The organism is Thermococcus radiotolerans (genome assembly GCF_002214565.1).
Classification (GTDB): domain Archaea; phylum Methanobacteriota_B; class Thermococci; order Thermococcales; family Thermococcaceae; genus Thermococcus; species Thermococcus radiotolerans.
In genome coordinates this window covers 866,165-881,329 of record NZ_CP015106.1, presented here as the reverse complement: position 1 = coordinate 881,329, position 15,165 = coordinate 866,165, and the positions used below count along the sequence as shown (strand labels likewise).

Annotated in this window: 16 protein-coding genes; 13 read left to right on the top strand and 3 right to left on the bottom strand. The window is 56.7% G+C overall.

Annotated features, from left to right (window positions below; translation table 11 throughout):
- Positions 1 to 23 precede the first annotated feature (23 nt).
- Together A3L10_RS04780 and A3L10_RS04775 are read left to right on the top strand one after the other, a co-directional pair.
- Positions 24 to 950 (top strand): ATP-binding cassette domain-containing protein, encoded by a 927-nt coding sequence (locus tag A3L10_RS04780; RefSeq protein WP_088866616.1) that lies wholly within the window; start codon positions 24 to 26, stop codon positions 948 to 950.
- Positions 943 to 1,683 (top strand): ABC transporter permease, encoded by a 741-nt coding sequence (locus A3L10_RS04775; RefSeq protein ID WP_088866615.1) that lies wholly within the window; start codon positions 943 to 945, stop codon positions 1,681 to 1,683. The genes A3L10_RS04780 and A3L10_RS04775 overlap by 8 nt, the downstream gene beginning before the upstream one ends.
- Positions 1,684 to 1,702: 19 nt before the next feature.
- Here A3L10_RS04775 and A3L10_RS04770 read toward each other — a convergent pair whose 3' ends face one another.
- A complete protein-coding gene (locus A3L10_RS04770) occupies positions 1,703 to 2,152 on the bottom strand; it encodes an OsmC family protein (RefSeq protein ID WP_088866614.1) in 450 nt (149 codons plus the stop codon).
- A gap of 416 nt (positions 2,153 to 2,568) precedes the next feature.
- Here A3L10_RS04770 and A3L10_RS04760 point away from each other — a divergent pair, with 416 nt between their 5' ends.
- From A3L10_RS04760 to A3L10_RS04745, 4 genes are read left to right on the top strand one after another with little or no spacing between them, the layout of a single operon-like run.
- A complete protein-coding gene (locus A3L10_RS04760) occupies positions 2,569 to 3,264 on the top strand; it encodes an FmdE family protein (protein ID WP_088866612.1) in 696 nt (231 codons plus the stop codon).
- Position 3,265: 1 nt separating this feature from the next.
- A complete protein-coding gene (locus A3L10_RS04755) occupies positions 3,266 to 4,387 on the top strand; it encodes an iron ABC transporter substrate-binding protein (protein WP_088866611.1) in 1,122 nt (373 codons plus the stop codon).
- A gap of 5 nt (positions 4,388 to 4,392) precedes the next feature.
- Positions 4,393 to 5,427 (top strand): FecCD family ABC transporter permease, encoded by a 1,035-nt coding sequence (locus tag A3L10_RS04750; RefSeq protein ID WP_088179965.1) that lies wholly within the window; start codon positions 4,393 to 4,395, stop codon positions 5,425 to 5,427.
- Entirely contained in the window at positions 5,424 to 6,209 is a 786-nt protein-coding gene (locus A3L10_RS04745; protein ID WP_088866610.1) for an ABC transporter ATP-binding protein, read from the top strand. Before A3L10_RS04750 ends, A3L10_RS04745 begins: the two co-directional genes overlap by 4 nt.
- On the opposite strand, the gene A3L10_RS04740 is transcribed toward A3L10_RS04745, so the two are convergent.
- Together A3L10_RS04740 and A3L10_RS04735 are read right to left on the bottom strand one after the other, a co-directional pair.
- The gene (locus tag A3L10_RS04740; protein WP_088866609.1) at positions 6,168 to 7,127 is read right to left on the bottom strand and encodes a tetratricopeptide repeat protein; all 960 of its coding nucleotides are present in this window, start codon (positions 7,125 to 7,127) and stop codon (positions 6,168 to 6,170) included. The genes A3L10_RS04745 and A3L10_RS04740 overlap by 42 nt on opposite strands.
- A 69-nt stretch (positions 7,128 to 7,196) precedes the next feature.
- Entirely contained in the window at positions 7,197 to 10,193 is a 2,997-nt protein-coding gene (locus tag A3L10_RS04735) for a PKD domain-containing protein (RefSeq protein WP_232461019.1), read from the bottom strand.
- 201 nt (positions 10,194 to 10,394) lie between these two features.
- Between A3L10_RS04735 and A3L10_RS04730 the strand changes: the two genes are divergently transcribed.
- The 7 genes from A3L10_RS04730 to A3L10_RS04705 all read left to right on the top strand — a co-directional run bounded on the left by A3L10_RS04730 (position 10,395) and on the right by A3L10_RS04705 (position 15,142).
- Entirely contained in the window at positions 10,395 to 11,339 is a 945-nt protein-coding gene (locus A3L10_RS04730) for a ribonuclease Z (protein WP_088866608.1), read from the top strand.
- Positions 11,336 to 12,031: a TraB domain-containing protein gene (locus tag A3L10_RS04725; protein ID WP_088866607.1), complete on the top strand. Its 696-nt coding sequence runs from the start codon at positions 11,336 to 11,338 to the stop codon at positions 12,029 to 12,031. The genes A3L10_RS04730 and A3L10_RS04725 overlap by 4 nt, the downstream gene beginning before the upstream one ends.
- A gap of 4 nt (positions 12,032 to 12,035) precedes the next feature.
- On the top strand, positions 12,036 to 12,212 hold the full coding sequence (locus tag A3L10_RS10345; protein WP_198362085.1) for a hypothetical protein: 177 nt from the start codon (positions 12,036 to 12,038) through the stop codon (positions 12,210 to 12,212).
- A 49-nt stretch (positions 12,213 to 12,261) separates the two neighbouring features.
- Positions 12,262 to 12,441, top strand: coding sequence for a KH domain-containing protein (locus A3L10_RS04720; protein WP_058939157.1), 180 nt, complete (start codon positions 12,262 to 12,264; stop codon positions 12,439 to 12,441).
- Positions 12,442 to 12,462: 21 nt separating this feature from the next.
- On the top strand, positions 12,463 to 13,071 hold the full coding sequence (locus A3L10_RS04715) for a site-2 protease family protein (RefSeq protein ID WP_232461018.1): 609 nt from the start codon (positions 12,463 to 12,465) through the stop codon (positions 13,069 to 13,071).
- 66 nt (positions 13,072 to 13,137) lie between these two features.
- On the top strand, positions 13,138 to 13,707 hold the full coding sequence (locus A3L10_RS04710) for a glucose-6-phosphate isomerase (RefSeq protein WP_088866606.1): 570 nt from the start codon (positions 13,138 to 13,140) through the stop codon (positions 13,705 to 13,707).
- Between the two features lie 70 nt (positions 13,708 to 13,777).
- Positions 13,778 to 15,142: an ADP-specific glucokinase gene (locus tag A3L10_RS04705; protein WP_088866605.1), complete on the top strand. Its 1,365-nt coding sequence runs from the start codon at positions 13,778 to 13,780 to the stop codon at positions 15,140 to 15,142.
- Positions 15,143 to 15,165 lie beyond the last annotated feature (23 nt).

The following is a 15,165-nucleotide window of genomic DNA, read 5'->3' as shown; positions in this document are numbered from 1 at the left end:
TACTTCATCCGGGTGCTGAAGACATGAAGGCCATAGAAGTCGTCGGACTTACCAAGTACTACGGTTCTTTTCTCGCCGTTGATAACGTGAGCTTTGAGGTTAGGAAGGGGGAGATTTTTGGTTTCCTCGGCCCAAACGGGGCGGGAAAGACGACAACAGTCAGAACGATTACAGGCGTTTTGAGGCCAAACTCCGGGGAAATAAGGGTTCTTGGCTACGACATGCTCGATGAGAGAGAAAAGATAAAGGCGAGGGAGAGAACCGGCATCGTCCCTGAGATGGCCAACCCCTACGTTGACCTGACGGCGATGCAGAACCTCAGGCTAATGGGCGAGCTCTACGGGATGGGAAGGGGGGAGATAGAGAAGCGCTCGGTTGAGCTCCTCAAGCTCTTCGACCTCTACGAGAAGAGGAACATGAAGGTGAGGGCCTTTTCCAAGGGCATGAGGCAACGCCTTATCCTCGCGATGGCAATGATAAGCGATCCCGAGCTGTTAATCCTCGACGAACCGACGAGTGGGCTCGACGTTATAAGCGCACGCCTGATAAAGGACGTCATCCGCGAGGAGAAGAGGAAGGGGAAGACTATATTCATGACGACCCACAATATGATTGACGCAAACGAGCTGTGCGAGAGGATCGGAATCATAAGGAAAGGGCGACTCATAGCGATTGACACGCCCGAGAAGCTCAAGCAGCTGGTCAGGGGAAGTGTTTCGGTTGAGGTCAGCTTCGAGCCTATGAAACTTGAGACCTCTAGTATCTCTTCGGCGATTAGGGTTGAGCTGATGGGGGACAAGGCGAGGGTTTTCACGAACGACCCCGATGCAACGGTTAAGGAGCTGGTTTACTACGCCGAAAGAAAGGGGCTGAGAATAGTGAGCCTGAGAACGCTCTCCCCCTCACTGGAGGACGTCTTCATCAAGCTGGTTGGTGAGAAAAATGATTGAGGCGCTCAAACGTTCCTTCGCCATAGCGAAGAAGGACATGCGCATCTTCTACCTCAAGGGGCCGGTTGTAATAATGGGCCTTATCTTCCCCTTCTTCCTGTTCTTAGCCTTCATGATAGGGCGCAACCTCTCGGGCGGTCATCTCCTCGTTAGTCTAACGGCCATGACGGCCTTCTTCACATCAACGGCCGTCGGCCCCACGATAATCCCGTGGGAGTGCAGGGGAAGGACGTTCGAGAGGCTCATAACAGCCCCCGTTTCGCTGATCACTGTGCTCCTCGGCGACTTTCAGGCTTCCCTATACTTCGGGCTGGCGATAACGTTCGCGATAGCGGTTCCTGCAATGCTCTACCTCTCAATCCACCCCTCCATCTGGCTCTTCGTCCTCGCCACCATCCTGGCGGTTGGCTGCTTCTCCGCCATGACGGTGCTCATGTCCTCTTACCCACCTACGGACGTCCCAGCTGACGTCATGATGCTGTCGTCGCTCATTAAGTTCTCGCTCCTATTCATCAGCGGCATCTTTGTCCCCATCGAAAACCTGCCAGCCTACGGCAGGTGGATTTCCTTCGTCTCGCCGCTGACATACTACGTCGACGCCCTGAGGCATTCACTTGGAAAGGGCTACCTCCCGGTGTGGCTTGACCTTTTAATGCTGACTCTGTTTGGCCTTGCGTTCTTCTTCACGGGCAGTGCAATCCACAGAAAAGTTCTGGAGAGGAGGTTTACATGATGTTCGAAAAGGCCTTCTCTCAGCTCTTACGGTCTTTCTCAGGGGACGTCATCGCTGGAGGTTTTCTGACTACCTCCACCTCTCCCCTTATTTTCTCCGCCCCGACGGTGTTGAAGACCGTCCTGTACTTCTCGGCGAGCTCCTTGGCGCGTAGTATCTTTTTCTCGGGCTCGTCCGTCACAATTCGGATTTTGTAGGTAATCTCCCTCAGCTGAGGCTCTTTTCTGTCCCTCCACCCCGAAACGGTTATTTCCATGCCCTCAACCTTCAGGCGCATCTTCTTTATGAGCCTGCCCCAGTTCACGGTTAGACAGCCACCTATAGCGGCGAGCAGGTACTCGGTTGGGTTCGGTCCGACATTGTGGCCGTCGGTGTTCGTGTCTATCCTGAAGGAGAACTCCCTCACTCTCGCGCTACTCCCCACATTTCCGTCCCATCTAATCTCTGCTTTGTATTCAAGGCGCTCCATACTAATCCCCACTTTATGATGAAACTCACTTCAAATAAATCCTTTTCCGCCTACGCCCTAAGGCATTTGACCGGCGTGGGGTTCCCCCTCTCTGGCCCGACCTCCCGATGCTCGCGTTGTTTGGTGTTGTTCTTCATGGCGGGGACGGGCATTCACTACCTGGTCCTTGAGAGAAAGTTTCCGCAGGATCTGCGTTTAGAAGCTCTTTGGCCACGTATTTTGCCCTTCCAAGTGCTTGTAGACCTCGCTCTCGAGTCCTCTCCAGTCCTTCAGGGGAATCGCGATTCTCATGAAACCACTACTATCATACAAAGTGTTTGTGTGTATGCACGCTTTTTCTTGGACACCAAAGGTTAATAACACCAAGCTCAAAAAATAGTTAAAAACGTGTTACCCAATCCGTCTTTGGTGATACAATGCTCGCTCTCAACAGGCTGGTGGATGAGGGTGACGCCCGGGGAATCCTAGAGTACGCCCGGGAGTTCCACGGTCACGTCTGTCCCTACCTAGCGCTCGGAATCCGGGCGTCGCTTATAGCCATGGAGGAACTCGGCGTCGGGAGGCTCGACTACTCTGGAAGCGTTGACGAGTCCATTCTGGCTATAGTCGAGATCAACAGCTGCTTCACCGACGGTGTTCAGGTGACAACGGGTTGCACCCTGGGAAACAACTCTCTCGTCTACCTCGACCTCGGAAAGACGGCCCTGACCCTCGTCAAGCGCTCCACCTGGGAAGGCGTCAGGGTCTACGCGGATGCCGAAAGACTGGGGAAATACTACCCTTCCGGAGCCACTGAGCTGTTCAACAGGGTCGTGAGGGAAAGAAAGGGAACCGAAGAGGAGCGGAGACGCCTCTGGGAACTCTGGGAGGAGATAGCATACACCATGCTGGAGCTCCCGAGGGAGGAGTTCAAGATCGAACGGGTTAAGGTCCCCCAGATAGAGCAGGCGCCGATAGTGGAGAGCGTCCGCTGCTCGAAGTGCGGGGAGCTGGTTATGGAAACCCGGGCCATTTACGTAAACGACGAGCCCTTCTGCCTCCGCTGCGCGGGAGAGTCCTACCGTGCGGTAATCGGGAGGGGGATAGTGAAGGTCTCGCCGAGGGGGTGCTGAGATGAGGAGGTTCCTTGCCCCCTTTCTAATCCTGCTGGTGGTTTCAATAAGCGGCTGTATCGGGAGCGACACTGGAACTGGGGAAACCGGAAAGGCCACGATAACCGTCACGGACGCCCTTGGGAGGAGCGTCGAGGTTCCGGCGAAGGTGAACCGGGTCGTTGCCGTCGGTCCCGGGGCGCTACGGCTAGTGGTTTATCTGAACGCGAGCGATATGGTGGTGGGTGTTGAGGACTTCGAGAAGCGCTACAACTTCGGAAGGCCCTACATCATAGCCCACCCCGAACTCAGGGAGCTGCCGACCGTCGGGCCGGGTGGACCGGGCAAGCTGCCGGACTTCGAGGCGCTCATAGAGCTGAAGCCCGACGTTATCTTCATAACCTACGTGGACAAGAAGACGGCCGACGATATAGGGGCCAAGACCGGAATCCCCGTCGTCGTCCTCAGCTACGGCGGGCTGGCGACCTTCGAGGACGAAGAGCTCTTCAAGTCCCTCGAACTGGCGGGCAGGATACTCGGAAGGGAGGATAGGGCTAGAGAAGTCATAGACTTCATCAATGCAACCCAGAATGACCTGATGAAGCGCACGGCCGACGTTGAACCGAAGACCGTCTTCGTCGGCGGAATCGGCTACAAGGGCGCCCACGGGATTGAGAGCACGGAGGCCAGCTATCCGCCGTTCATCGTCGTTCACGCCAAGAACGTTGCCGACGAGCTTGGGAGCGGCCACCAGTTCATCGACAAGGAGAAGCTCCTCGAGTGGCAGCCTGAGTACATATTCATCGACGAGGGCGGTCTTAAGCTGATCCTCGACGATTACTCGAAGAACCCGGACTTTTACGCCTCGCTCAAGGCCGTCAAGGAAGGCAACGTCTACGGCATACTCCCCTACAACTTCTACACCACAAACGTTGGAACGGCCCTGGCCGATGCGTACTTCATCGGAAAGGTGCTCTATCCCGAGAGGTTCAGCGACGTTGACCCTGCAAAGAAGGCCGACGAGATATACGCCTTCCTGCTCGGAAAGCCGGTTTACGGCACCATGAAGGAGCAGTTCGGCGGCTTCGGAAAGATAGACCTCTCCAACGGAACGATTAAATACTCACTGCCGACCTCACCGTGATGGGAATGGACTACGAGGGTTACGTGGCCAGGAAACTGTCCATCGGCATTTTCCTTCTTCTTTCCATCCTCGCGGTTAGCCTGTACTCCCTCTCCCATGGCGCTTACTTCCTCTCGGTGAGGGAGGTCGTTGATGCACTCCTCGGCGGCGGAACGGACAGTGCCAGACTGGTGGTCTGGAACATAAGGATGCCGAGGATAGCTGCCGGTCTTCTGGTCGGTGCCTCCCTTGCCATAGCCGGTGCCGTCATGCAGGGCTTTCTGCGGAATCCGCTGGCCACGCCGTTCACAATGGGCGTCTCCCACGGGGCGATGTTCGGCGCTTCCCTCGCGATCCTCCTGGGGGCAGGCTACGCCGAGAGTTCCGGCAGGATTTCGCTTGACAACCCCTACGCCGTTGTGCTCTTCGCCTTCATCGGCGCCATAAGCGCCACGGCTGTGATCCTTGCACTGGCGAGGCTGAAGGGACTCAGCCCCGAGGCCATAATTCTGGCCGGAGTGGCTATGAGTTCACTCTTCGTTGCACTGACGACCCTCGTTCAGTACTTCGCCGACGAGCTTCAGCTGGCGGCCATGGTCTACTGGAGCTTTGGGGACCTCGGAAGGGCCACCTGGCGGGAAAACGCGATAATGCTCGTTGTGTTCGTTCCAATCTTCGCGTACTTCGTCGTTAAGCGCTGGGATCTGAACGCCTCCGTTATGGGGGACGACGTCGCCAAGAGCGTTGGAGTTGACGTTGAGAGGGTTCGCCTTATCTCGACCTTCCTGGCGGCGCTGATAACAGCCGTAAGCGTTGCTTTCGTCGGTGTCATCGGCTTCGTTGGCCTCATAGCGCCCCACGCCATCAGGCTCGTCGCCGGTGGCGACTATCGCTTCCTCATCCCCCTGTCGGCCCTTGCCGGCGCGTTGCTACTGGTGGCCGCGGACACGATTGCCAGGCTGGTACTGTCCCCGATGATCCTTCCGGTCGGCATAGTGACCTCTTTTCTCGGTGCCCCCGCGTTCATATACCTCCTGATAAGGATGGAGGGACGGAGATGAAGGCAGTACGGGTGAGGAACCTCCACTTCACCTACAACGGCTCGGAGGTACTCAGGGGCGTTGACCTGGAGATTGAAGAGGGGGAGTTCGTGGCGATACTCGGCCCGAACGGTGCCGGAAAGTCAACCCTCCTCAAGTGCGTGGGGGGCATTCTGGACTGCGGGGCGGTTGAAGTGCTTGAACGCCCGGTGGCGAATTACTCCAGGGATGAGCTGGCGAGGGTTCTCGCTTACGTGCCCCAGAGGTGCGAGCCGGGTTTCATGACGGTTTTTGATACGGTTCTGCTCGGCAGGAGGCCCTACATGGGGCTGAGGCCGTCGAAGCGAGACGTTGAGACCGTGAGGAGAGTCCTGAGGATGATGGACATAGGTCACCTTGCGCTGAAGCCCACCAACAAGCTGAGCGGTGGAGAACTCCAGAAGGTGAGCATCGCGAGGGCTTTGGCTCAGGAGCCCAGAATACTTCTCATGGACGAGCCGACCAACAACCTCGACATCAAGAGCCAGCTGGAGGTCATGGAAACGGCGAGGAAGTTCGCGGAGGAAGGGGGAACGTCGATCGTGGTCATGCACGACGTCAACCTGGCCCTTCGCTTCGCCAGGAGGTTCGTCTTTATGAAGGATGGAAGAATCGTGGCTGACGGTGGGAGGGAGATACTGAAGCCGGCTCTCTTTGAGGAGGTCTATGACGTGAAGGTTAGAATAGAAGAGGTGGGGGGAATCCCCGTCGTGGTTCCCCTCTCACATCTCAGCCTCGCCGAGGAACTCGAGCAGGTCGAGTAGGCGCGGGTCCTTGACGCTTTCTATAGCCTTCCCTGCTTCCTCCGCATCAATCTTGCCGTCCTTGTAGAGGGCTATCGCTTTTACGGCCTCGAAGAAGTCCGCCAGCTCCGGAAGGGCCTTTGCGAACATATCCATGTGCAGGTAAACCGTTTCGAAATCGTCCTCGAGGAACAGCTGCCAGAGGACGTCCATCAGCGAGCCGAAGGCTACCTCCTCGTAGTCGCTTCCCTTCGCGTGGACGAGGGCGTAGAGACACTCCTGCAAAGCCGCATCGTAGTTCTCGTCCTCCTCGAATATCTCCTCGAAGCTGAGGTGTATCTCAACGAGGAGGTCGCTCTTGTCTAGAACCTTCGGGAGAAGGCCAGCGAGCATGGCCTTTGCCTCGTAGGTCTCCCCGGACTCAAAGAGCACGTAGGCCTTGTGGATGGCTATCCTCAGAACCTCGTCCTCGTTTCCGAGTTCGCGGTGTATCTCCTCGGCCTTCTCCATGAGTTCAATGGCCTTCTCGTACTCCTGAAGTTCCTCGTGGATGAGCGCCATGGCGTAGTAGATTTTCGCTATGTTCCCCTTGTTGCCCTTCTCGGTCTCTTCCTCGAGGAGGGCCCGATAGAGCTCGAGGCTCTTCTCCAGCTCCCCGATGAGGTAGTAGAGGTCGGCCAGCTCGAACTTCACCTCAAACGTATCCTTCTCCTCGGCCATCTTCTCGAACTCGCTCAGCTTGTCCACACCGAGGAGTTCGTGGAAGTAGTAAACGGTGAGCTTGTACAGTTCGAAATCACCACACTCCAGGGCGAGCTTTTCGGCCTTTTCGAGGGCCTCCTTAAGCTCCTCGTCGCCCAGCTCGTCAACCCTGTGGTACAGAAGGGTTGCAACCTTTTTGCAATCCTTTTCCTCGATTGCCTTCAGAATCTCCTCCATCTCAGAACACCTCAGAATAATTAGCCGTCCGGGAGTATTTAACGCTTTGGTCAAAATTAAATGGAGGAGTCAGCGTCTCCTCCGAAGGGCAACGAGTGCCGCTAGGATGACGACTATTCCCGGTCCGCACGTGCCCCCTGACTCGGTCGGGGATGGCTGGGCGCTGGAGGAACTTGTCTCCGGGGAACTGGTTTCACCACTCGGCGTGCTCGACGTCGTCGAAGATGGGGTGGTAGTTGGGGCTTCGGTTGATGTCGTCTCGGTTGGCGAGGGGCTCTCCGCGGCTCCAACCGTGATGGTGATTCTCCTGACGTCCTCTCCTCCACCGTCGTCCCTCACCTTCAGGGTCACCGTGTAGTTGCCGGCGCTTGAGTAGGTGTGAACAGGTTCAGCCTCGCTGGATGTGCTCCCGTCTCCAAAGTCCCAGCTCCAGCCCACTATATCTCCGTCCCTGTCGTAGGACTTGTCCGCGAAGCTTATCTCCTCCCCGGCCTTTGGTTCCTTTGGCAGGAACGTAAAGTCAGCCGTCGGCGGATAGTTCTGTGGTTCCACGGTTATCTCCTTGTAGTAAGTTCCCTTCAGTCCGCTCTCGTCTTCGACTGTTAGCATTACGGTGTAGGAGCCGGGGTTCGTGTACGTGTGCCTCGGGTTCCTCTCGGTTGAAGTGCTTCCGTCGCCGAAGTTCCAGCTCCACTTGGCAACGCTTCCGTCCGGGTCCGTGGAGCTGTCGGTAAAGATTACCTCGTCTCCGGCCTTGATCTCGGCGGGCGAGTAGCTGAAGAGTGCCGTTGGCTTCTCGTTGGGTTTGACGTTTATCGATGCCTTGCAGGTGGCGTTGGCGTTCCAGGGGTCGTAAACCCTTAGGGTGACCTTGTAGTTCCCTTCCTCGCGGTAAACGTGTCCAACCTCCGTGCCGTTGCCCTCGGCCCTGGAGCCGTCCCCGAAGTCAATCTCCCACCTCATGGAGCCGTTCTCCGGGTCGTTTAGGTTCAGGGCGAAGTCAACTTCAAGTGGAAGCTTCCCGGAGCTTGGAGAAGCTGAAATCGAGCACTCCGGGGGCTTGTTCATGAGCAGCAGGGCGTAGTAGTCTATCGTGAAGAAGCCGAAGTTTATCAGTATCGGGCTTCCGCCCCTCGCCTCGTAGTGCTCCCCCTTGCTCGGCACGAGGAAGTCGAGGACGAGGTGTCCGTCTTCGCTGTCGAGGTAGATGACCCCGGTCGCGTTGTACCACATGCTCGGGTCGCTTATGCCGCCCTCGTAGACGACCTTGACGCTGGTCTCGTTGGAAACGGTCACCTCGTGGGTCGTTACCTTCTCATAGCCGTAGCTGCCCTCCATCTTCAGGTCGAGACTTGAGGTGGGTGACGTGTAGCCCCCTCCGATGCCGAGGGAAACGCCGACGTTGAAGGTGTTCTTGCTCTTCGTCCAGCCCAGCTCCTTGACTGCCCTCTCGTAGGAACTCCCCACTTGGCCGACCTCTATGGTGAAGGTGTCGAGAAGGTTTCCGGGCTCGTAGTTCTTCAGCTCGTTCAGGTTCTCGGGATATGTGTTTATGTCTCCGATCTCGTGGAGGTCCGACTTGTAGTTCTGGAAGTGGACGTGGGGCGGCCCCTTGGGAACCGTCACAAGTATGTACTGCTGCTCGCCGTTCACGACGGCAAGCTCAGGCGGGCTTATTATCGGGAATTCGTAGACGTCGTAGTCCGTGGTTACGTAGAGCGCCCCGTCCCCCATGTCGGAGGTCAGTCCGTAGGTTATGCTCTCCTCGTAGCTCCGTCCCCTCTCCCTCTGGAGCTGGAACCCCATGCTCACCTTCAGGTTGACTTCAGCGTAGGCGACCTTCTTGTTGCCCATGACCGCCTTCATTCCGAGGCTCATCTTGACGTCGTGGGTGGACTTCACCGAGAACTTCGTTGCCTGCGTTTTCTCGGTCGTGAACTCCGAGTAGAATACCCCCGTCTTGTTGATGACGTCGTAGTCAACCGGTGGGGCGTTTATCACGGCTATAACGAGGTTCTCAACGTGCATCCTCCCCTTCCTTGGCGGTCCAACGACTATTGAGTCGCCGTTCACGTCGCCAACTGCGAGGCCCGCTCCGTAGCTGAACTCCGTCTTCAGGCCCTTCGGTCCGTTCAGCAGGTCGCCTCCGAGGTTGTAGACCTTCACGTAGCCGTCCTGGGAGGCCCAGACTATCTCGTCGAGGCCGTCTGCGTTGACGTCCCCAACTGCCATCCTGTCCCCCTTCTGGAAGGGCATCACGAAGGTCGCTAACTCTCTCCCCTCCAGCTGGGCGCCCTTCTTTGAGAAGCCAAAGACGTGTATGCCTCTCTCCTGGTAGTCGTCCGAATCCTGGGTGGCAATTACCAGCTCGTTCAGTCCGTCGAGGTTGACATCTCCAATCGCTATCTCGTCCCTCGATGTCAGCTCGAAGTAGTCCTCCGTTGCGAGACTACCCATGACGTTGCCGTTCATGTCGTAGACCGTTATGATGTTTGCACTCACGTCGGCGTGCACTATCTCGGCCTTTCCGTCACCGTCGAGGTCGCCGACGGCTATTGAATCACCATCCGCGAAGTCATCGACCTTGAACTGGTTCACCATGTTGAAGTTCTCGTTGAATATGTGTATCCAGTTGTTCCTGTCGGCGTGGACTATCTCGGCTTTTCCGTTGCCGGTGAGGTCCCCGCAGGCTATGTCGTCCCCAGCCTCGAAGTTGACGTCGTGCTTGCCCAGCTCGGCTCCGTCCATCGTGTAGATGTATATCTTGTCCGTGCTCCTGTCGCCCTGGATTATCTCAGCCTTCCCATCGCCGTTAACGTCACAGGCCGTCATCTCGTCCCACTTTTCGTATCCGGTGTGGAATTTCCCGATGACGTTCCCACTCTCGTTCTCATAGGCCCAGAAGTAGTCCCCACGGTCGCCGATGATGATCTCCTCGTCGGCTATGACCATACCCCCATAACCGTCAACGAGGTCGGATTCCTCCGCGGTGACCCTGTGACCCGGCATGATAAATATCGAAAAGGCCAGAAGCAGGATAACAAACAAAGCGGTCTTTCGTTTCATGCAAATGCCTCCTCAAGCTGAGCCCACGAAGGTTTCCAGAATGGTAACCTACGTAAACTCATTACTTATTACACTTCAAAATATAAAACGATTTTCATAAACATATCTTACATCCATGGTAGATAACTAGAAAAATTTTCAGAAAGTTCCCGACAGTGAAGGCCCCGGGAGCTTTTTAAACTTCTCCTCGGAGGTGATAACATGCTTGAAGTGATTTTCCTTGGCACCGGCGGCATAATGCCGACGCGGGAAAGAAACGTTCCAGCGATTGCGCTCCGCTACCGGGGTGAGATTATACTCTTCGACGTCGGGGAGGGCACGATGAGGCAGATGAACACCGCAAAGCTCAGCCCGATGAAGGTAGGGAAGATCTTCATCACCCATTTCCACGGTGACCACTACCTCGGCCTGGCCGCCCTGATACAGACGATGAACCTCTGGGACAGGGAAAAGCCCCTCCACATTTACGGTCCCAAGTACACCTTCGAGTTCGTTCAGCACTTTCTCCAGAGCGGTTTCTTCAGGCCGGGCTTCGATATACACGTCCACGAGCTCGGCGAGACGAGGCTGAGGTTTGGGGACTACGAAATCTGGAGCTTCAAGGTCGAGCATGGAGTTCCCGCCCTGGGATACGTCTTCCGGGAGAAGGACAGGCGCGGAAAGTTTCTTCCCGAGAAGCTCGCCGAGTACGGCCTGAGTGAGGGTCCGATACTCGGAAAGCTTGAGCGAGAAGGTAAAATCGAGTGGAACGGCCGGATAATTCGCCTCGAGGACGTCACCGGGCCGAGGAGGAAGGGCCTCAAGGTCGTCTACACCGGCGACACAGAGCCGTGTGAAAGGGTGAGGCTCTTCGCCGAAAATGCCGACCTCCTCATCCACGAGGCGACCTATCTGAATTCTGGGGATAGGGGCGATAGCTATCACTCGACGGTCGAGGAGGCCTGCGAAGTCGCCAAGAGGGCCAAGGTCAGGCTTTTGGCGCTCTTCCACAGGGCCTTCCGCTACACCTACGATGAATACCTAACCGAAGCCTCGCGGATATGCCGCGATTTTGGAGTGGATTTCGTAGTTCCGAGGGATTTCGATGTCATGGAATTCAAATCAGGTGAATTCAGCGTGAGAAACCTTCTGGAGGAGAGAGGATGAGCTATCTTCGCTACGTCAGGCTCATAGGCACGATGCACGTTTCGCCGAAGAGCAGGGAGGAGGTCATCAGGACGATACTCGATGAGAGGCCCCACGCCGTTGCGATAGAGCTCGACAGGGCACGTTTCCTTGCCATGAACGAGAACAGGAAGATGACCCTCGAGGATGCCCTCCGCTTCGGCAGGAAGGGGCTGATAAACTACGCACTCGCGAAGGTCGAGGAGAAACTGGGAGAGGAGTTCGGGATGAAGCCCGGTGAGGAGATGAAAGCGGCTATAAGCGCCGCCCAGGCCCTCGGCGTCCCCCTCTACCTCATAGATGAGGATATCAACGTCATACTCTCCAAGATAGCCGCCGCCCCTGGGAGGGAGAAGCTCCTAATGGCCCTGGAAGCCCTGGGGATATTCCTGCCCGTTAGGCTCGGCGAGCCCTCCGACCCAATGGCGGAGTACAGGATCATGATGGTGCAGTTCAAGCGCCGCTACCCATACCTCTACCGCGTTCTGGTCGAGGAGAGGAATGAAGTCATGGCGAGGAACCTCGTCTCCATAGTCGAGAACCTTAAGCTCCAAGGAGTTAAGAGACCGAGGGTTATAGCCGTGGTCGGCCTCGGCCACAAGCCCGGGATAGAGCACCTCCTCGACAGGGCGAAAGAGAGGAGGTTCCTCTCGCCCTACTGGACAGGGGGGTGATGTGATGGAGAGAAAGCATCTGGTCTGCCCGCTCTGCGGCGGAACGGATTTCAGCGTTGAGGAGGGGAAGATAGACAGCAAATGGGGCTTTACGGCGCACAAGGTGAAGATAGTCATCTGCAGGAACTGCGGCTACGTCATGATGTTTCACAAGGGGAGAACCATCTGGGACTTCGACTGATTCGTTACTTTTATATTTAGAACCGCTACAGCATTCTTGGGGATTCACCATGAAGGACAGACTTGAGAAGATGCTCAACGTCAAGATCCTTGAAATCGAGGAGCTTGAGGACAAGATAGTCGTTTACGTTCCGGAGGATCAGGTGAGGATAGCGGTGGGAAGCGGTGGTGCCGCCGTTAAAGCCGCCGAGCTTGTAATCGGCAAGAAGATTGAAGTAAAGGGCAAGTGAGCCTCCCCGCGGGGCGTTCCGATGGGCTACGAACCGTGGAAGGGAGTTCACAGGGGCGGCATGGGAAGGAGGGAGATCGAGGATTTACTGATTTCTTTTCTAGTCCTCGCTCTGCTGTTTTCCAACTTTGACCCATACGCGATTCCCTACTCCGTCATCGCCGTTCTGACGGCCTTCATCTTCCACGAAATAGCCCACAGGCAGGTGGCGCGGCACTACGGTTACAGGGCGTACTACAAACGCTGGGACACGGGAATACTCCTGGCGCTTCTCGTGGGCATAGCGACTCGCCTTCTCACCGGAACGGCGTGGATATTCGCCGCCCTCGGTGCCGTTCAGGTCTACGCCCCCTACGCTGTGGATTCCAGGGAGGCTTTCGGAAAGATAGCCCTCGCGGGTCCGCTTACCAACATAGCCGTCGGCGCTGCCGCGCTGGTGGCCCTGAGGGCAGTGGCTCCGTTCACGCCCGTCTGGTGGGTCGTCAAGACTACGGCAACGGTCAACCTGTGGCTGGCGTTCTTCAACCTGCTCCCCTTCCCGCCCCTGGACGGCTCCAAGGTCGTCCGCTGGAACGCTGGAGCTTGGGCGGTCTCCATCGGCGTCGCCTACCTCCTCTTCAGACTGCTGTAACACTTTCGGTGATACAGAAGGGAAAGGTTAAATAGGTCCACCCTCACTTCTATCACGGTGGTTCCAATGGAGTACAAGAACCCGCTGGGTGTTGATATTGACCTCGAAACCGGCGTCATTCCCGGGGCCAAAAAGCTCGTCAGGAGGCTCAGCGACCTGAAGGGGTACTTCGTCGATGAAAAAGCCTACGAAGAGCTTCTCAAGGAGAACCCGGTTGTCTACGAGGTTTACGCGGTTGAGCAGGAGGAGAAGGACGGCGACCTCAACTTCGCAACCACAGTTCTCTACCCGGGCAAGGTAGGAAGGGAGTTCTTCTTCACCAAGGGGCACTACCACTCCAAGGCGGACAGGGCGGAGATATACTACGGCATCAAGGGGAAGGGCGGAATGCTTCTTCAGACGCCCGAAGGAAAGGCCGAATGGATAGAGATGAAGCCCGGAACGGTTGTCTACGTTCCCCCCTACTGGGCGCACAGGACCGTTAACACGGGCGACGAGCCCTTCATCTTCCTGGCGGTCTATCCCGCCGACGCCGGCCACGACTACGGCAGCATAGCCGAGAAAGGCTTCTCCAAACTCGTGGTCGAGGAGAACGGTGAGGTCAGAATCGTTGACAACCCGAAGTGGAAGGAGTGAGCCTTTGATTTTTCTCTCCTCACCGCAACCCTTATTAACTTTCAGTAGTTACATCACTCCCGGTGATACAATGTCCTGGGACGCTCTCTACTCATCGGCCTTCGATAAAGTTCGCGAAAACATCGGGAAAATCGGTGGGGTTCTCCTCGCGTACAACACGAACATCGACGCCATAAAGTACCTTGACTCTGTGGATTTGGAGCGAAGGATAGATCGGGTCGGAAAGGATGGGGTTCTGAGGTACTCCGAGGAGCTTCCGGAGAAGATAACCTCCGTTGAACATCTCCTCGGCGGGATTCTCTGGAGCATTCGCCGGGGCAAGGCGGCGGAACTCTTCGTGGAGAGCTGCACGGTCAGGTTCTACATGAAGCAGTGGGGCTGGGACGAGCTCAGGATGGGTGGCCAGGTTGGAATAATGGCCAACCTTCTTGGCGGCGTTTACAACGTTCCGGTCATAGCCCACGTCCCCCAGATTTCGAGGCTTCAGGCGGCTCTCTTCAAGGACGGACCGATCTACGTTCCCAAGGCCGAGAACGGGAAGCTTAACCTCGTCCATCCAAAGGAGTTCCGGGCCGACGAGGAGAACTGCATCCACTACATCTACGAGTTCCCGCGCGGGTTCAGGGTTCTCGGCTTCGAGGCGCCCCGCGAGAACCGCTTCATTGGCGCCGCCGATGACTACAACCCGAACGTCTACATAAGGCCCGAGTTCACCGAACACTTTGAGGAGATAGCGAAAAAAGCCGAGCTGGGGATCATCAGCGGTCTCCAGACCCTAACGAGGGAGAACTACCGCGAGCCTTTCGAGGAGATGGTGCGGCACCTCGAAATCCTGAACGCGAGGGACGTTCCGGTTCACCTTGAGTTTGCCTTCACCGCGGACGAGACCGTAAGAAGGGCCCTGATTGACGTCCTGGGCCATTTCCACAGCGTCGGCCTCAACGAGGTCGAACTCGCCTCGATAATGGAGGTCATGGGTGAGAAGGGCCTCGCCGAGAAGCTCCTCGCCGACGACCCGGTGGACCCAATCGCGGTAACCGAGGCCATGCTAAGACTCGCCAAGAGAACAGGCATTAAGAGGATACACTTCCACACTTACGGCTACTACCTCGCCCTGACCGACTACAAAGGGGACTTCGTCCGCGACGCGCTGCTCTTCGCGGCACTGGCTGCCGCCGCCAAGGCGAAGCTCGGCGATATCCGCTCGATAGATGACGTGGTCAAGGCCATGGACGTCCCGATGAACGAGAAGGCTGGGGCGGTGGAGGAGGGACTTACCGAGGAGTACGGCATGAAGAACGGCATCGCTGAGATCGACGGTTATCAGCTCTCCTTCGCCCCGACGAAGATAGTAACGATGCCCAAGAGCACCGTCGGAATCGGCGACACCATATCGAGTTCGGCCTTCGTTGGTGAGTTCGCACTGCGCCCGTAAAACAAACCTTTTTATTTTCGTGT